Origin of the sequence: Mesopusillimonas faecipullorum (genome assembly GCF_020539505.1) — a bacterium.
Classification (GTDB): Bacteria; Pseudomonadota; Gammaproteobacteria; order Burkholderiales; family Burkholderiaceae_B; genus Mesopusillimonas; species Mesopusillimonas faecipullorum.
The window spans coordinates 390,220-406,353 of record NZ_JACDXW010000001.1; the positions used below are offsets into that span (position 1 = coordinate 390,220).

14 protein-coding genes are annotated in these 16,134 nt (G+C 58.7%); 8 read left to right on the plus strand and 6 right to left on the minus strand.

All coding sequences use genetic code 11. From position 1 onward, the window contains the following. Window positions 1-50 precede the first annotated feature (50 nt). Window positions 51-1,724 carry an energy-dependent translational throttle protein EttA gene (gene ettA / locus H0484_RS01835; protein WP_226952728.1) on the minus strand — a complete coding sequence of 558 codons (1,674 nt, stop codon included), beginning with the start codon at window positions 1,722-1,724 and terminating at the stop codon, window positions 51-53. Window positions 1,725-1,863: 139 nt separating this feature from the next. Between ettA and H0484_RS01840 the strand changes: the two genes are divergently transcribed. Then, on the plus strand, window positions 1,864-2,343 hold the full coding sequence (locus H0484_RS01840) for a hypothetical protein (protein ID WP_226952729.1): 480 nt from the start codon (window positions 1,864-1,866) through the stop codon (window positions 2,341-2,343). Window positions 2,344-2,365: 22 nt separating this feature from the next. Here the strand turns inward: H0484_RS01840 and H0484_RS01845 are convergent, their stop codons facing one another. Then, window positions 2,366-3,301: a glycosyltransferase family 2 protein gene (locus H0484_RS01845; RefSeq protein WP_226953013.1), complete on the minus strand. Its 936-nt coding sequence runs from the start codon at window positions 3,299-3,301 to the stop codon at window positions 2,366-2,368. A gap of 143 nt (window positions 3,302-3,444) precedes the next feature. After that, a complete protein-coding gene (locus tag H0484_RS01850) occupies window positions 3,445-4,212 on the minus strand; it encodes a crotonase/enoyl-CoA hydratase family protein (RefSeq protein WP_226952730.1) in 768 nt (255 codons plus the stop codon). Window positions 4,213-4,400: 188 nt separating this feature from the next. Here H0484_RS01850 and glyQ point away from each other — a divergent pair, with 188 nt between their 5' ends. From glyQ to H0484_RS01885, 7 genes are read left to right on the plus strand one after another with little or no spacing between them, the layout of a single operon-like run. Next, window positions 4,401-5,300: a glycine--tRNA ligase subunit alpha gene (gene glyQ, locus H0484_RS01855; protein WP_226952731.1), complete on the plus strand. Its 900-nt coding sequence runs from the start codon at window positions 4,401-4,403 to the stop codon at window positions 5,298-5,300. Continuing rightward, a complete protein-coding gene (glyS, locus tag H0484_RS01860; protein WP_226952732.1) occupies window positions 5,300-7,435 on the plus strand; it encodes a glycine--tRNA ligase subunit beta in 2,136 nt (711 codons plus the stop codon). Before glyQ ends, glyS begins: the two co-directional genes overlap by 1 nt. Then, window positions 7,432-7,968: a D-glycero-beta-D-manno-heptose 1,7-bisphosphate 7-phosphatase gene (gene gmhB, locus H0484_RS01865; protein WP_226952733.1), complete on the plus strand. Its 537-nt coding sequence runs from the start codon at window positions 7,432-7,434 to the stop codon at window positions 7,966-7,968. The genes glyS and gmhB overlap by 4 nt, the downstream gene beginning before the upstream one ends. Window positions 7,969-7,970: 2 nt before the next feature. Further along, the gene (locus tag H0484_RS01870) at window positions 7,971-8,684 is read left to right on the plus strand and encodes a lysophospholipid acyltransferase family protein (RefSeq protein WP_226952734.1); all 714 of its coding nucleotides are present in this window, start codon (window positions 7,971-7,973) and stop codon (window positions 8,682-8,684) included. A 19-nt stretch (window positions 8,685-8,703) separates the two neighbouring features. Next, on the plus strand, window positions 8,704-9,588 hold the full coding sequence (locus H0484_RS01875; protein WP_226952735.1) for a M48 family metallopeptidase: 885 nt from the start codon (window positions 8,704-8,706) through the stop codon (window positions 9,586-9,588). A gap of 57 nt (window positions 9,589-9,645) precedes the next feature. Further along, a complete protein-coding gene (gloA, locus tag H0484_RS01880; protein ID WP_226952736.1) occupies window positions 9,646-10,041 on the plus strand; it encodes a lactoylglutathione lyase in 396 nt (131 codons plus the stop codon). Between the two features lie 12 nt (window positions 10,042-10,053). Further along, window positions 10,054-11,283 (plus strand): nucleoside recognition domain-containing protein, encoded by a 1,230-nt coding sequence (locus tag H0484_RS01885; RefSeq protein WP_226952737.1) that lies wholly within the window; start codon window positions 10,054-10,056, stop codon window positions 11,281-11,283. Between the two features lie 61 nt (window positions 11,284-11,344). On the opposite strand, the gene rsmA is transcribed toward H0484_RS01885, so the two are convergent. From rsmA to H0484_RS01900, 3 genes are read right to left on the minus strand one after another with little or no spacing between them, the layout of a single operon-like run. Continuing rightward, the gene (gene rsmA, locus H0484_RS01890; protein WP_226952738.1) at window positions 11,345-12,133 is read right to left on the minus strand and encodes a 16S rRNA (adenine(1518)-N(6)/adenine(1519)-N(6))-dimethyltransferase RsmA; all 789 of its coding nucleotides are present in this window, start codon (window positions 12,131-12,133) and stop codon (window positions 11,345-11,347) included. Window positions 12,134-12,146: 13 nt separating this feature from the next. Next, window positions 12,147-13,616: a peptidylprolyl isomerase gene (locus H0484_RS01895; RefSeq protein WP_226952739.1), complete on the minus strand. Its 1,470-nt coding sequence runs from the start codon at window positions 13,614-13,616 to the stop codon at window positions 12,147-12,149. Continuing rightward, window positions 13,613-16,018: an LPS-assembly protein LptD gene (locus tag H0484_RS01900; protein WP_390624809.1), complete on the minus strand. Its 2,406-nt coding sequence runs from the start codon at window positions 16,016-16,018 to the stop codon at window positions 13,613-13,615. The genes H0484_RS01895 and H0484_RS01900 overlap by 4 nt, the downstream gene beginning before the upstream one ends. Window positions 16,019-16,134: the final 116 nt, after the last annotated feature.

A 16,134-nucleotide genomic window follows, 5' to 3' on the forward strand; every position in this document is an offset into this window, starting at 1 on the left:
AATACCGCGCAGCCCGCTATCGAACCGGACAGACCATCTTAGGGTGGCGGTTACTTCAAAGCCTTGTAGCGTATGCGTCGAGGTTTGGCGCCTTCTTCGCCTAAACGCAATTTCTTGTCGGCTTCATACTCTTGGTAGTTGCCGTCGAAGAATACCACTTGGGAGTCGCCCTCGAATGCCAAAATGTGAGTGGCGATGCGATCCAAGAACCAACGATCGTGGCTGATGACCAGCACCGTACCCGCAAACTCCAGCAAGGCGTCTTCCAGGGCACGCAAGGTTTCGACGTCCAGATCGTTGGAGGGTTCGTCCAGCAGCAATACGTTGCCGCCCGTGATCAGGGTTTTGGCCAAGTGGAAGCGCCCGCGCTCGCCGCCCGACAACTGCCCTACCCGTTTGTTCTGGTCACCCCCTTTGAAGTTGAAACGACCCAGATAGGCGCGTGCAGCCATTTCAAACTTGCCAACGGTGATCAGGTCGGCCCCATCGGACAAGGCCTCGAACACGGTTTTTTCGTCGGGCAAGGCTTCACGAGACTGGTCGACATAAGCCAGCCTGACCGTTTGGCCGATAGCGACTTCACCGCTATCGGGCTGCTCTTTACCGGCAATCATGCGAAACAGCGTGGATTTACCTGCGCCGTTGGGGCCTATGATGCCGACGATGGCGCCCGGCGGAATACGGAAGCTGATATCGTCAATGAGCAGCCGGTCGCCGTAACCCTTGCTGACACCCTTGAATTCAATAGCTTCGTTACCCAGGCGCTCGGCCACCGGAATGAAGATTTCCGATGTCTCGTTGCGTTTCTGGTATTCGTGCGAGCTGAGCTCTTCGAAACGGGCAATACGCGCCTTGGATTTAGCCTGGCGAGCCTTGGGATTCTGACGCACCCATTCAAGTTCTTTCTTGATGGTTTTCTGGCGTGCCGACTCGGAGGCTTCTTCTTGCTTGAGGCGAGCTTCTTTTTGCTCCAGCCATGAGCTGTAATTGCCCTTCCAGGGAATACCATGCCCCCGATCCAGTTCGAGTATCCATTCTGCGGCGTTATCCAGGAAATAACGATCATGGGTCACGGCGACGACGGTACCCGGGAATTTCTGCAAGAAGAGTTCCAGCCACTCTACGCTTTCGGCATCCAGGTGGTTGGTGGGCTCATCCAGTAACAGCATGTCGGGTTTGGACAGCAGCAGGCGGCACAGTGCCACACGGCGCTTCTCGCCGCCCGACAAATTGCCTACTACGGCATCCCAGGGCGGCAAACGCAGCGCGTCGGCGGCGATTTCCATCTGGTGAGCAATGTCGTCGGAGCCGCTGGAAGCCGCCGCCTCGATGACGGCTTCCAGTTCGGCCTGCTCTGCAGCCAAGGCATCGAAGTCGGCATCAGGCTCGGCATAGGCAGCATAAACCTCGTCCAGTCGTTTACGCGCCTCGAATACTTCGCCCAGCCCAGCTTCGACGGACTGCTTGACAGTGTGTTCGGGATCGAGCTGGGGCTCTTGAGGCAGATAACCGATCTTGAGCCCAGGCATGGGCACGGCTTCGCCTTCAATGTCTTTATCGACACCCGCCATGATGCGCAGCAGTGTTGATTTGCCCGCGCCGTTCAGGCCCAGCACGCCAATTTTGGCGCCAGGAAAGAACGACAGGGAAATGTCACGCAGAATCTGGCGTTTGGGGGGCACGATTTTGCCCACGCGGTTCATCGTATAAACGTACTGAGCCATAACCCTTCCATAGGGGAAAACAATCAAAACCCGATTGTAGGCCACTCGGACAGGCACCGGCTGAAAACGCGGTACGGCGCGTGCCTCAAGCGCCAACAGCAGCCTACAATGTCAGAAATTTCTTGCCGCGAGTTTACTCATGTCTACCTCCCCTTCCGCTCCTTTGGTATTCAACCAAGAGGAGTCCGACCTGATAGGTCGCACAGCCGACGCACTCAGCGCCTACTTGGGCAAGCCCGTGCTGGCCGAAATCATTGATGCCACTGAAAGCGGCTTCGAGTGGGTGGTGTTTGCCGTACCCCTGGAAGAAGGTGACGATGAGCAGGACATGGCGACGGTTCAAGTGGGCGGCGCCGACGGTCGTTTGGTGGGACAAAAAGGGGGGCTGGAACTGGAAGACGGCGCCTCTTATCACTGCCAGTACCTGTGGGCCATACAGCTTACCGAAATGGAAGGCGCGCGCTTCATCAAGCTAGACGGCGAAGGCGAAGAAATCGGCTGGAGCGACGACCTGGCTGCGCTGCTACCCTTTGCCTTGAACGATACGCTACCGGAATGGGCGGACGAGGACGAAGACGACGAGGATGGCGAAGACTCGGACGACACCCGCAAAAGCTGAACCGCGCCGGCCATTGCTTATATCAAGCGCCCGCCGGCCCACCCTTTTGCCGTCGATCTCGCCAATACAGGGCGGCGCCCACGGGCCACATGAGGGCGCACAACACCCGTGCCTGCCCACTTAGCGGCGGCATTTCGGGCAGGGCTTGCCCGTCGTGTCGTAGATGCATGCCAAATCTTGTGTACCGCGCTGCCGCCAGCAAGAAAGCTTTGGGCCAGTACCTAAACCAAGGCATGCAGTGGCAGAGCGTATCTTGCGCCAGCAACCACAGTCCCAAGGCATGGCGCCCGCCGTCCACCCCCTGGCGGGACAGCGAATCACCGCTATCGTGATAAACGCGGAACACCTGATTCACGTGGCGGCTAAGATAGCCGGCGCGAGCAATGGCACGCCATACCAAGCTCTCGGGTACAAAACCGGGGACATCTTCAGGAAAAGGAAAACGACGCAACACCTCGGTGCGCATGCAACCGAATTTCTCGCCGGCCACACGGTAACGGAACACCATGTCCAGCACGCTGGCGTCCATGCCGTCTTTGGGAAATAGATCGCCCACAATGCGACCATCAGGCCGGGCACACAAGCCCGTGACCGCAAAAAACACTGCCTGCCGCTCGGTAGGCAAAGACGCGATGACAGCCTGCATCTGCGCCAAGGCATCCGCCTCCAAGGCATCGTCGCTATCCAAGGCTACCAGCCAACTGCCTCGGGCTTCCCGAACGCCATGATTGAAAGCTGCTTTTTTATGACGATTGGGCTGCCACACATAGCGCACGGGAAAAGGCGCATGCTGTTGCCACTGTGCCACCTCCTGCGCCGTGTTGTCCGTTGAACCGTCATCGACCACCAGCCACTCAAAGTCGACGCCCGTTTGCGCCAATAAAGATTCAAATACGCGGCCCAGGGTATGAGCGCGATTGAAAGTGGGCGTCATCACAGTAAAAAACGGTGCGCGCATATTGCTGCCCTCCTTGGGTAAAGGTGGAAAAGCAAACAGAAAAGCCACCGCAGACATGGGTGGCTTTTCTTTAAAACGCCTTGCCGGCCAGGAACAGCTTAGCGCAGCATGCCGGCCTGCTCAAGACAGGCCGTTACCGCATATTACTTACCTTGCCAGACAGGCTTACGCTTCTCGGCAAAAGCGGTAGCGCCTTCCTTGGCGTCAGCCGAAGTGAAAACCTTGGTCACGCGAGGACGTTGCAGCTCGAACATTTCGTCTTGACGCCAATCGCGCGACAGCTTGACGATTTCTTTGGCTGCCTGCACCGCCATGGGCCCATTCTGGGCAATAGCGCGCCCCAGTTCCAGGGCACCTTCAACAGCCTTGCCCGGTTCAACCAGACGATTGACCATACCAAACTGGTAGGCGCGCTCGGCACTGAACATATCACCCGTCAAAATGACTTCCATGGCCACGTGATAAGGAATGCGATAAGGCAAACGCAACATGCCGCCCGAACTGGGGATCAAGCCACGCTTGGTTTCGGGAAGACCAAAATTGGCGTTGTTGGCGGCAACAATCATGTCGCAAGCCAAAGCCAGCTCGCAGCCACCTGCCAAGGCATAACCCTCGACGGCAGCAATCAATGGCTTACGTGGTTGCTTTTCGCACAGGCCACCCAGCCCACGCCCTTCAACCAGCGGACGCTGCCCCGTCGCGGCAAATGCCTTGAGGTCCATGCCTGCCGAGAACGTGCCACCCGCCCCCGTAAGAATTCCCAACACCACGTCGTCGTCTTCGTCCATACGCACAAATATGTCAGCCATGGCGTGCGCAGTCTCGTAATTGATGGCGTTGCGAGCCTCGGGACGGTTGATGGTGATGAGCAAAACGCCATCGTTGAGTTCGGTCTTGACCAGTTCGGACATCGATGCCTCCGGAAATATCCAGGATTTAGTAGAAATATGAACCATTAAACTATAAAACAACTACGCTGATGCCAGATCACGCTTGCCCAGGGTGCGCGACCCGCCCGGATAGCCCCGCAGCCGGCGAGACTGCAAACCACGCTAAAATCAAGGGATTTTGCGACTTCAGGCCTTTCTTTTTTTCGCGCATGCTTACTTTCCAGCAAATTATTCTGACCCTGCAACAGTACTGGGACAAGCACGGTTGTGCCCTGCTGCAGCCCTACGACATGGAAGTGGGCGCGGGCACCTCGCACACCGCCACATTCCTGCGCGCCATCGGGCCCGAGCCCTGGCGTGCCGCCTACGTGCAGCCCTCGCGCCGCCCCAAAGACGGGCGCTACGGCAACAATCCCAACCGGCTTCAGCACTACTACCAATTCCAGGTCGTGCTCAAACCCGCGCCTCCCGAGATTCTCGATCTGTACATTGCTTCCTTGCAAGCCTTGGGCATAGATCCTCAGCAACATGACATCCGCTTTGTCGAGGACGACTGGGAAAACCCCACCCTGGGCGCCTGGGGACTGGGCTGGGAAGTCTGGCTCAACGGCATGGAAGTCACGCAGTTCACTTACTTTCAGCAAGTCGGCGGCCTGGATTGCCATCCGGTCATGGGCGAAATCACCTACGGTCTTGAACGCCTGGCCATGTATCTGCAAGGCGTTGAAAGCGTCTACGACCTGGTCTGGACCCTACGCGACGACGGCAGCAAGGTGCTGTACCGCGACGTCTTCCATCAAAACGAGGTGGAGCAATCCACCTACAACTTCGAGCATGCCTCGACCACCATGTTGTTTGCGCATTTCAACGATTACGAAGCAGAGGCCACTCGCCTGATCGATGTCCCGCTGGCGCTTCCCGCCTACGAGGCCACTCTGAAAGCCGCCCACACCTTCAACATGCTAGATGCGCGCGGCGCCATCAGCGTTACCGAGCGCGCGGCTTACATAGGCCGCATCCGCAAGTTATCGCGCGCCGTTGCCCAAGCTTATTTCGATTCCCGCGAAAAACTGGGATTCCCCATGCTGCGCCGCACGGAGGGCGTGTAATGAGCAACACTCGCCCCCTGCTGGTCGAACTGCTGACCGAAGAACTGCCACCCAAAGCGCTTAACCGCCTGGGCCAGGCTTTTGCCCACCAAGTACGCGACACGCTGGCTGCTCAACACTTGCTTGCTGACGACTGTGCCTGCGAAGACTACGCCACGCCCCGGCGCTTGGCTGTACTGCTGACAGTCGTCCGCGACCAAGCCCCCGAGCAAAGCTACTCCGAGAAACTCATGCCGGTGAAAGTCGGCCTGGATGCCGACGGAAACGCCACGCCAGCCTTGCAAAAGAAACTGGCAAGCAAAGGATGGGAGCATCTGACTGTAGCCGACCTGGCGCGCGAATCAGACGGCAAGCAAGAATACCTGTACGCCAACGGCGTAGCGCCCGGCATCGCGTTGGCCGAGGGTCTGCAACTGGCCTTGGATGAAGCCATCGCCAAGATGCCTATCCCAAAGGTCATGCAGTATCAACTGGCCGACGGCAGCACAACCGTTAAATTCGTGCGTCCCGCCCATCGCCTGCTCGCGCTGTGGGGCGATCAAGTCGTACCCGTGCAGGCACTGGGCCTGCAAGCCGACCGCCTCACCCAAGGCCACCGTTTTCTGGCGCCCGAAGTCATCAGCCTGAAGCAAACCGATGAGTACGTGGATCAGTTAAGCCAGGCAGGCAAAGTGATTCCCTCGTTTGCACAACGCCGCGAGAACATTGCGGGTCAACTGGCTCAGCACGCCGCACAGTTGCAAGCCACCATAGGCGACGACCCCGAGGTTCAAGCACTGCTGGACGAAGTCACCGCACTGGTTGAATGGCCCGTGGTTTACGTAGGTCAGTTCGACCAGGGCTTTCTTAGCGTGCCGCCCGAATGCCTGATCCTGACGATGCGTCTGAATCAGAAATACTTCCCCCTATTCAACCCCACTGACGGCAAGTTGACGCACCGTTTCCTTATCGTCAGCAATATGCAGGTTGCCGACCCGCATCACATCATCGAGGGTAACGAGCGGGTGGTGCGCCCACGTTTGGCCGACGCCCAATTCTTCTTCGAGACCGACCGCAAGCAAACACTGGCCGAGCGTATTCCCGCACTGGCCGAAAGCGTTTACCACAACAAACTGGGTTCGCAATTGGTACGCGCTGAACGCATCAGCCAGGTGGCGCGTTTCCTTGCCGAGCGTCTGCAAGCCGATGTCGCCCTGGCCGAACGCGCCGCACAGCTGGCCAAGGCCGACCTGAACACTGGCATGGTTGCCGAGTTCCCCGAACTTCAGGGCATCATGGGCGCCTACTACGCCCAAGCCGACGGTGAAGCCCCCGAGGTAGTGCGTGCCCTGAAGGATCAGTACCGCATTCGTCTGGACGAAGCCGTAAACGCTGAGACACTGATCGGCGCCATCCTGTTCATGGCCGAGCGCGCTGAAACGCTGATGGGTATCTGGGGCATAGGTTTGGCTCCAACAGGCGAGCGCGACCCTTACGCTTTGCGACGCGCAGCACTGGGTCTGATCAGCGCCTTTGAGCAGCTGGCTGCCGGGGGCTATCTGCCAGTACCCGACGATGCCAGACTGACGCTGGAAGCGCTCTTGCAAGCCGCAGCCGACACCTTCGAAGCCGGCGTATTGCCTGCAACCACCCTGAACGAAGTGCGCGATTTCATCTTCGAACGCTATCGTAATCAGCTCAATGCCCACCACGATAGGCAAAGCGTGGATGCCGTTCTGGCCTTGCGCCCTGCACTGCACGAAGTACGTGCACGTATCCTGGCTTGCGAAGCCTTTGCTCAGCAACCAGAATCCGCCAGCTTGGCCGCAGCCAACAAGCGCATCAGCAATCTGCTCAAGAAAACCGATGAGGCCTTGGGTGAGGTGGATGTGGCTCGTTTGCAAGAGCCCGCCGAACAGGCGCTGGCTCAAGCCGTACAGGCGCTGGCACCCGAAGCCGCCGCGCAATTGCAGCGTGGCGACTTCGCGGCCAGCCTGGCTACACTCGCCAATGCGCGCCAGGCTGTCGATAATTTCTTCAACGATGTCATGGTCATGGCTGAGGACCCCGCTGTACGCGCCAACCGTCTGGCCTTGCTGGCCCGCCTGCACACCTTGATGAACCAGGTGGCCGACATTTCAAGGCTGGCCGCGTGAAGCTGGTTATTCTCGACCGCGACGGCGTCATCAACTATGACAGCCCTGCCTTCGTCAAGAGTCCCGACGAATGGGTAGCCTTGCCTGGCAGCCTGGAAGCCATCGCCCGCCTCAGCCAGGCGGGCTGGCGCGTGGTGCTGGCTACCAACCAGTCGGGGCTGGCGCGCGGCCTGTTCAGTATTGAAACCTTGAACGCCATACACGCCAAGATGCGCCAAGAGCTTCTGCCCTTGGGTGGCCATGTCGACGCCATCTTTTTATGCCCTCATGGCCCTGACGACGGCTGCGACTGCCGCAAGCCCAAACCAGGCATGCTGCATGAAATCGCCTATCGTTTCGATGTCGACCTCTCGCAGGTTCCGGTTGTAGGGGACTCCTTGCGCGACCTGGAGGCCGCCGCCGCCGCCGGATGCCAACCTTGGCTGGTGCTCACCGGAAACGGCCAGAAAACGCAGCAGGCTCATACTTTGCCGCCAGGCACTCAGGTCGCTGCCACCTTGGCCGATGTCGTTGAATGCTGGCTGGGAAGCTGACCATGGCGTTTATCCGCTCCCTGCTTTATGCACTCTTTCTAGCCATTACCGTCATCCCGTATGCGGTTCTCAGTCTGCTCTGGTCTCCTCTACCCCAAAGACAGCGCTATCGCCTGACCACCGGATGGGCCAGGTTGGCTATCTGGGGCGCTCGCGTCATCGTGGGCATACGCTGGCAAGTCATAGGCAGCGAGAACTTCCCCAACGGCCGCGGCATCGTATTGGCCAAGCATCAATCAGCCTGGGAAACCTTGTTTCTTCCGGCCCACCTGCCACGCGAAGCCTGCTTCGTTTATAAAAAGGAACTGCATTACATTCCCTTCTTCGGCTGGGGCTTGGCCACCTTGCGCATGATTCCCATCAACCGCAGCAAGGGTAAAGACGCTTTCGAGCAAATCGTGCGCATAGGCCGTCAACGTCTGGAAGAAGGACGATGGCCCACGCTGTTCCCTGAAGGCACCCGGGTTCCTCCGGGCAAGATGGGCCGTTTCAAAGCAGGCGGAGCCAAGCTGGCAGAACGTACCGGCGCCCCCGTCATTCCCATCGCCCACAACGCCGGCTCAGTCTGGCCGCGCAATGCTTTTATCAAGAAGCCGGGCCTGATCACCGTTTCTGTCGGCCCTTTGATTCAAACCGAAGGCAAGTCTGCCGACGCCATCAATCAAGAGGCGCGCGCCTGGATAGAACAGGAAATGCAGCGCCTGGAGTCAAATTGACGAGCGGCTGCGTCACGCCATGACCTCAAACTCTACCGAGCAGCTGGCACTATTTGATACCCCGCCAGCCCCTCCAGCGGCCCCACCGCCTGCAATAGCCCCGGCAACTCACACCAATGAGGCGCCCATACCCATCGCCTGCCCCGCGCAGTTAGCGCCCGGCGCGCGCTGGCGTGAAGTCGATACGCCCACCCAACCCATAGGCTTCGTCTTGCGTCGATCCCGGCGCACCAGTATCGGGTTGACCGTTGGCGATGACGGCATCGTCGTCACGGCGCCCAAGTGGGTAACACTGGCTCAGGTGGATGGCGCGGTGCGGGAAAAAGCGCGATGGCTGCTCGACAAAATGCGCCAACGGCACCGTCGCCAACAGCAATTGGCCATGGCCGAAACGCAATGGCGTGAAGGCGGACGTGTGCCGTATATGGGCCAATTCATCACTTTGCGTCTGGGTCACAGCGGCCACGGCCACATCTTTGAAGGCGAGCCCGCCAAGCCTCAGGCGGGGCAGGTACTGCATTTGGCCCTGCCTGCCGACGCCGATTCATCCCGGGTTCGTGACACCGTTCATGCATGGCTACAAAACATGGCCAAACGCCAGTTTGATGAACGCCTGCAACACTTCTTGCAGCGTAGCGGCGCCGTCATGCAGCGCTGGCGTCTATCTTCCGCCAATACCCGGTGGGGCTCTTGCAATAGCGAGGGCAACATCATGCTTAACTGGCGCCTGATTCACTTCGAGCCAGTCATCATCGATTACGTCATCGCGCACGAAGTCGCCCATTTGCGGCATATGAACCATGGGCCCGCCTTCTGGCAAGAAGTCGGCCGCCTGATGCCTGGCTTCGAAAGCGCGCGCCAAACCTTGCGCAATCATCATCCCGCCACCTTGCCTCTGCTGTAAGCGGCACGGCTCAGGGACTACAATCCTGGCACATGACTTTTCACGGAGAACACTGCCATGAGACTGCTGCACACCATGCTGCGTGTCGGTAACCTAGAGCGATCCCTCGACTTCTATACCCAGGTGCTGGGTATGCGCGTCTTGCGTCGCAAAGACTATCCGGATGGGCGCTTTACCCTGGCTTTTCTGGGCTATGTGGAAGAAAGCGAAGGTACCGTGCTGGAACTCACCCATAACTGGGACACCGAGCATTACGAACTGGGCACTGCCTACGGCCATATTGCAATCGAAGTCCAAGACGCCTACGAAGCCTGTCGTCTGATCAAAGAAAAAGGCGGGCGCGTCGTGCGCGAAGCCGGCCCCATGAAGCACGGCCAGACCGTCATCGCCTTTGTTGAAGACCCAGACGGCTATAAGGTAGAGCTGATTCAATCCGACACTCATAAAGACTAAGCGCTTCCATCCATGCTCAACATCCTCTGGCTGGCCTTCTTCCTTGTTGCTGCCTTGTCGGGGCTTGTTCAGCTTGTCTTTCTGCACGACACAGCCGTTTTTTCTCGTATTGTTCTTAGCCTGTTCGACATGGCCAAGCTCTCGGTCGAGATCATGCTGCTGCTGTTCGGCACCCTAACCTTATGGCTAGGTTTTCTGCGCATTGCCGAACAGGCGGGTCTGATTCAGCATCTGTCCCGCCTGCTTGCGCCACTGTTTCGCCGCTTGATGCCCGAGGTGCCCGCCGGGCATGAAGCCATTGGGCTCATCACCCTCAATTTCGCCGCCAACGGGCTGGGCCTGGACAACGCCGCTACGCCCATAGGGCTGCGCGCCATGCGCGCTTTACAGTCCCTGAACCCCAGCCCCGGCACGGCCACCAACGCCCAGATTCTCTTTCTGGTGCTCAATGCTTCATCGCTGACCTTACTGCCCGTTACCATCTTCATGTACCGGGCCCAACAAGGGGCTCCCGACCCCACCTTGGTGTTCCTGCCTATATTGCTGGCCACCTCCATTTCCTCGCTATTCGCGCTTTTACTTGTGGCTACCGTACAGCGCCTGCGCATATTCGACCCGGTAGTATTGGCTTGGGTGGGGGGCTTGATTCTAGCGCTGGGCAGTTTCATGGCTTTACTGGCCACGCTATCCGCAGCTGCCATCAGCGCACTCTCATCGGTGCTGGGCAACATCGTTCTATTCGGCATCATCGTCGTCTTTCTTCTGGTGGGCGCTATCAAGAAGGTGCCGGTCTACGACGCATTTGTCGAGGGCGCCAAAGAAGGTTTTGACATAGGTCGCCAATTGCTGCCTTACCTGGTGGCGATGTTGTGCGCTATCGGCGCCCTGCGCGCCTCTGGGGCACTGGATGTGGCCTTGGAAGGCATACGCTGGCTGGTGCAAACCGCCGGCCTTGACGCGCGTTTTGTCGATGCCTTGCCAACCGCCTTGGTCAAGCCGTTTTCGGGCAGTGCGGCACGCGCGATGATGATAGAAACCATGCAGCACTTTGGCGTGGACAGCTTCCCTGCGCTGTTGGCCGCCACCGTTCAAGGCAGTACCGAAACCACTTTCTACGTATTGGCGGTTTATTTCGGGGCCGTCAGCATTCAACGCACACGCCATGCGGTCAGTTGCGCCCTGACCGCAGACATCGTTGGCGTGTTGGCCTCTATTGGCGTGTGTTATTGGTTTTTTGGATAACAAGCGCAAGGGGCTAAAGCATGCCGCCTTTGCCCCAGCCTTGACCAGGCTGACCTAGTCGTCAGCCTTTGATGCCGGCGGCATGCAACTGATCGGCCAACGCTATATATTGCCCTACGCTCAAGGTCTCGGCGCGCGCCGTAGGCTCTACCGCCGCAGCCTCCCAGTCTAGCAAGGCAGCCCAGTCCCCTAAAGCGCGGCGCAGCATCTTGCGCCGTTGCGCAAAAGCCCGGGCAACCAGTTGTGAAAACACAGCCGCATTTTTTGCCCTGGGATAATCGCCCTTTAAAGGTTCCATACGCACCACCGCCGACACCACTTTGGGTGGGGGGTCGAAAGCCTCTGGCGGCACGTCGAACAGTTTGTCCATCCAATAACGAGCCTGCAACATCACGGATAAACGGCCATAGTCTGCCGAACCTGGCTCGGCCACCATGCGATCAATGACCTCGCGTTGAAGCATGAAATGCTGATCGCGGATGCAATCGGCGTACTGCATCAAATGGAATAACAAGGGGCTGGAAATGTTATAGGGCAGATTGCCTACAACGCGCACCCCCTCGCCGAACTGGCTGAAGTCGACCGTCAGGGCGTCGGCTTCGACAACATGCAGACGCTCGGGCGTGTGGCGCTTGCGCAGGCGTGCTGCGAGATCGCGGTCTATCTCGACCACGTTCAGATGGGGTAAGCGGTCAAGCAAAGGCTGGGTAAGCGCAGACAAGCCTGGCCCGATTTCAACCACGACCTCGCCCGACTTGGGCGAGATCGCTTTTACGATACCGTAGATGATGGCTTCATCGACCAAGAAGTGCTGGCCGAAGCGCTTGCGCGCCTGATGCGCGGCGGGCATGTGTTCCCCCCGCTCAGCGTGCGCGGCGCCGCGACTGAGGCTCCAGGCGGTTATCGATAAAAGCCTGGCCGTGCAACTGCCCCAGCCATTCTTCGAATGCGGGCTCTGCGCGACGTTGGAACAACTGCTGACGCGCCTGCATACGACGGTATTCGTCTTCCATGTCTTTGGTGCGCCGCTCTTCCACCTTGATCAGGTGCCAGCCAAAAGGAGACTGCACAACTGGGCTGAGTTGGCCAGGCTGCAAGGCGTCCATGGCTTGCTCGAACTGAGGCACCATGTCACCCGGTGTGGCCCAACCCAGATCCCCGCCTTGCGGCGCGGAAGCGTCTTCCGAATAGCGGCGTGCCAGATCGTCGAAAGACTCGCCCATTTCTATACGCTGACGCAATTGCTCGAGACGCTGCACGGCGCGTTCTTCCGTCATGGCTGGAGAGGCCTTAATCAAGATGTGTCGCGCCCGTGTTTGGGTCACCATGACCGGGCCGGTCGGGGCGGCGTTTGCGCCCTGCTCTGCCGTCTGGTTGGCCACTGCCACCGGAGGAGAGCTATCGGCGCGGCTGACAACCTTGATGATGTGAAAGCCGTTACCGCTTTGGATCAAGCCACTGACGCCCCCTTCGGGCACCTGACGCACCGCTTCGATGAAGAGGTCCGGCCAGCCGTCAACGGGACGCATCCCCATCTCGCCCCCTTTTAGCGCTTCGGGACCATCCGAGGCTGACGCCGCCAGCGCGGCAAAATCGGCGCCCGTATTCAGGCGCTGCAGCAGGCTTTCAGCTTTGGCGCGCAATTGCGCGACTTGCGAGGCCGAAGCGCCTTCCGGCACTGCCACCAGAATTTGCGAGAGCCCCAGCATAAGGGGCTCGGGCGCTTGCTGCCCGGCTCCGCCCAGCGCACTCAAGCGATTGCCACGATGCTGGTTTTTGAGGAAAGAGTCGACCTCTGCGTCTGAAACCATGATCTGATTTTCGACGACGCGGTGACGCAACTGATCGTTGCGGATCTCGAGCTTGAGATCGCCAAGATAGTCTTCCCACTGCGCACCGCTTTTGTTGATCTCGGCTCGCAGTTGATCGGGCGTCAGATTATTGCGCCTGGCAATCGACAAGACGGCTGACTCGACCTGCGCATCATTGACCTTGATGTTCAAACGCTCGGCCTCTTGATCCAGCAGCGTGTCAATGATCATGCGCTGCAATACCTGTTTGCGCAGGATGTCACCCTCGGGAGCGGGGATGTTTTGACGGGCAAGCTGAGCCGTCGCCTTGTTGGTTTCCTGCTCGAGCTGGCGCAGCGTGATGACCTGCTTGTTGACGATTGCGGCAATGCCATCGACGAACTGCGAGGGCTGTGCGGCCGGTTGCGCAGCCGCCTGGGGGGCTGCCTGCTTGCCTGCCGTCTGCGCCCACGTGGTGCCCGCAAGCAGCAGGCATACCGTTGCGCTCAGCGTCCGGCGCATGACGTGGTCGAAGGACATCATTCATACCTCTCGTAGGTGGTTGTTTCGGGGATGGGCGGCGTCACGGACTGATATCCGTTGATGGCCTTGGACAGCATGCCCAATGGGTCCGTACCCAGCGAACCCAACCCTAGCAATTCAAGTTGGAAGAAAACCGCCGTATTGGTGGTTTGCTCGGAGACGGCGTAGCGCTGGTAAACCGTGCGGGCCACCCAGCAGCAATCGCCTTTGTATTCGAAGCCCAGCACCAGCTGGGTAGAGCGTTTTTCTTGCAGGGAATAATCTACCCTGCCCACGGCGAAAATCTTGGAACTCAAAGGCCATTGTCCCGACAGCGACATTTGCTCTTTGCTGTTGTCTATGTAGTTGATGGCATTGACCACACTGGGATCGACCAACTGTGCAGGGTCACGCTCGTAGCGGTAGTTCAGGGCCAACAGCGCCAGGCGCTTGGGCTGCCACCTCACGCCCGCACTCATGCGGTTGCGTTCACGAGATTCGGGGTTCACTTGAGCATCAAAGCGCAAGTCCAGTTTATCCGTCAGGGCCGCGTTGACGCCCAGCAGATAATCCGACTTGGTGCTCGTACGCGGCTTGGCACCCGGCATCGTGACTTTCTGATTTTCAAAATACAGGCGCTGCGCCACCGAGAGGGACAAACGCTCGGCCCCCGTGCTTTCGTCTAGCCAGCGCGAGGTCAGGCCCAAAGTCAGTTGGTTGGCATTGGCAATGCGATCCCACCCACCACTGAACAGGTTTTCTTCGAAGGCCTGCGCAAAGTTGAACGAGGCGATGCTGGTGTCGTAAATGGGAATGGACGCCTGATCGCGATACGGTACATACAAGTAGTACAACCTGGGCTCTAGTGTTTGAATCGCGGCATTGCCAAAGAGCGAGGTAGGCCGCTCGAAAGTCATGCCGGTATCGAGCGACAGCAGCGGCAAGGCCCGGGACTGCGTACGGGGCGTGCCCGGCAAACGCCCGTTGTAGCCGTCTGCCCCCAATGCAAATCCATGCCAATCAGTGTGATATTGGCTAAGGTGCATGGCCGCCTTGGGCACCATGTACCAGCCTGCACGAATAATGGGGTAGGCAATACTGTTGTAAGAACTGACCCGCTGGCCGTCGTAGGACTGCCTGGGGAAAAGGCTGGGGTTGTAGGGATAGGGATGGAAAGGATCCCTATACTTGGGCATCTTGAACTGCGTGGCGTAATTATCAGACGTGAGGTCGAAACCGCCCCAGTTGTAACGCGCCCCGCGCACATAAAGCTCGGGCAGTTTGTCGTATTGCGGCAAACGGGAGTATTGGGCGGTTCGGTCTTGCAGCGTTTGGTAAGTTAGCGTTTGAACGTGCGCCTGCCAATACTTGGAGCCCGACCAACCCAGCGTGGCCATGCTGGGAATGGAATCTATCGAGGCCTCGTTAAGGCCCAAAGAGGTGAAGTCGCGGTAATAATCGTCGTCAGAGACGCGATGCAGATCGATAGCCGAGTAAAACCCATTGCCCAAATTGTGATTATGCTGCCACCTGTACATCCACCTATCGGTGTCGGCACGACGATCTTTGTTCAAGTAGGTGCCCGTAAGCTGACCTTCGTAGTCGCTACCCAAGTAGCGAAACTCGGTGCCCAACTGCACGCCGCGCTTGGCCATGAAACGTGGGGTCAGCGTAAGATCGTAATTGGGGGCCAGGTTGAAGTAATAGGGCACTGACAGTTCGAGCCCGCTATTACTGGAACCGCCATAGGTAGGTAGCAAAAAGCCCGACTTGCGTTCTTTGCGCAAAGGAAAAGACAAGTAGGGCGAAGCCAAGATGGGTACGCCCTTGAAGAACAGCACGCCATTGCGAGCCACGCCTTCGTTTTTGTCTATGTAGAAATCCACGCGCGGCGAGGTGATATGCCAGGCAGGCTCAGGACACGGGCAGGCCACATAAAAGGCTTCCGTCAGGCGCATGTGGTCGCGACTGAAAATCTCGCCAAACTCGGCTCGGCCCGAGCCTCCGCCCTCGCCCAAAATGAATGTCGGCGCCGTGATTTCGCCGGTTTCACCATCCATGTTGTAACTGAACGAACTGCTATTGACGATGGTGCCGTCGCGCATGATCAAGCCACTGCCCTGCACATCGACTTGGCCGGTATCGCGTTGATAGTCGATGCGGTCGCCCTTGACGACTGAATCGATACGCCGAACCTCGGCCTTACCGGTCAGAATCAGCTTGCCGTCTTCGTCGGTACGCACATCATCGGCAACCGAAAACACCGGCATATCGGACTCTTGAACTTCGTGTGGACGCAGTTGCGGAGAGATGATCAGCTCGGGCGCAGGAGGCGCGGGCAGCCGGGATTGGGCCGATGCAGCCGCAGCGACAGCCCCCAACAGAGAAAACGTAGCCCACTTAAACCAATGCACGCGCAAAATGCCCCAATAAACAAACACCCGGTCGCCACACGAGCCATGCCGGAACGACCCGCGACCCGGTATTATAAATAAGGACGCCGTTTGCGCGGCGCCAACTTGCTTTAACCTGGTGCGAA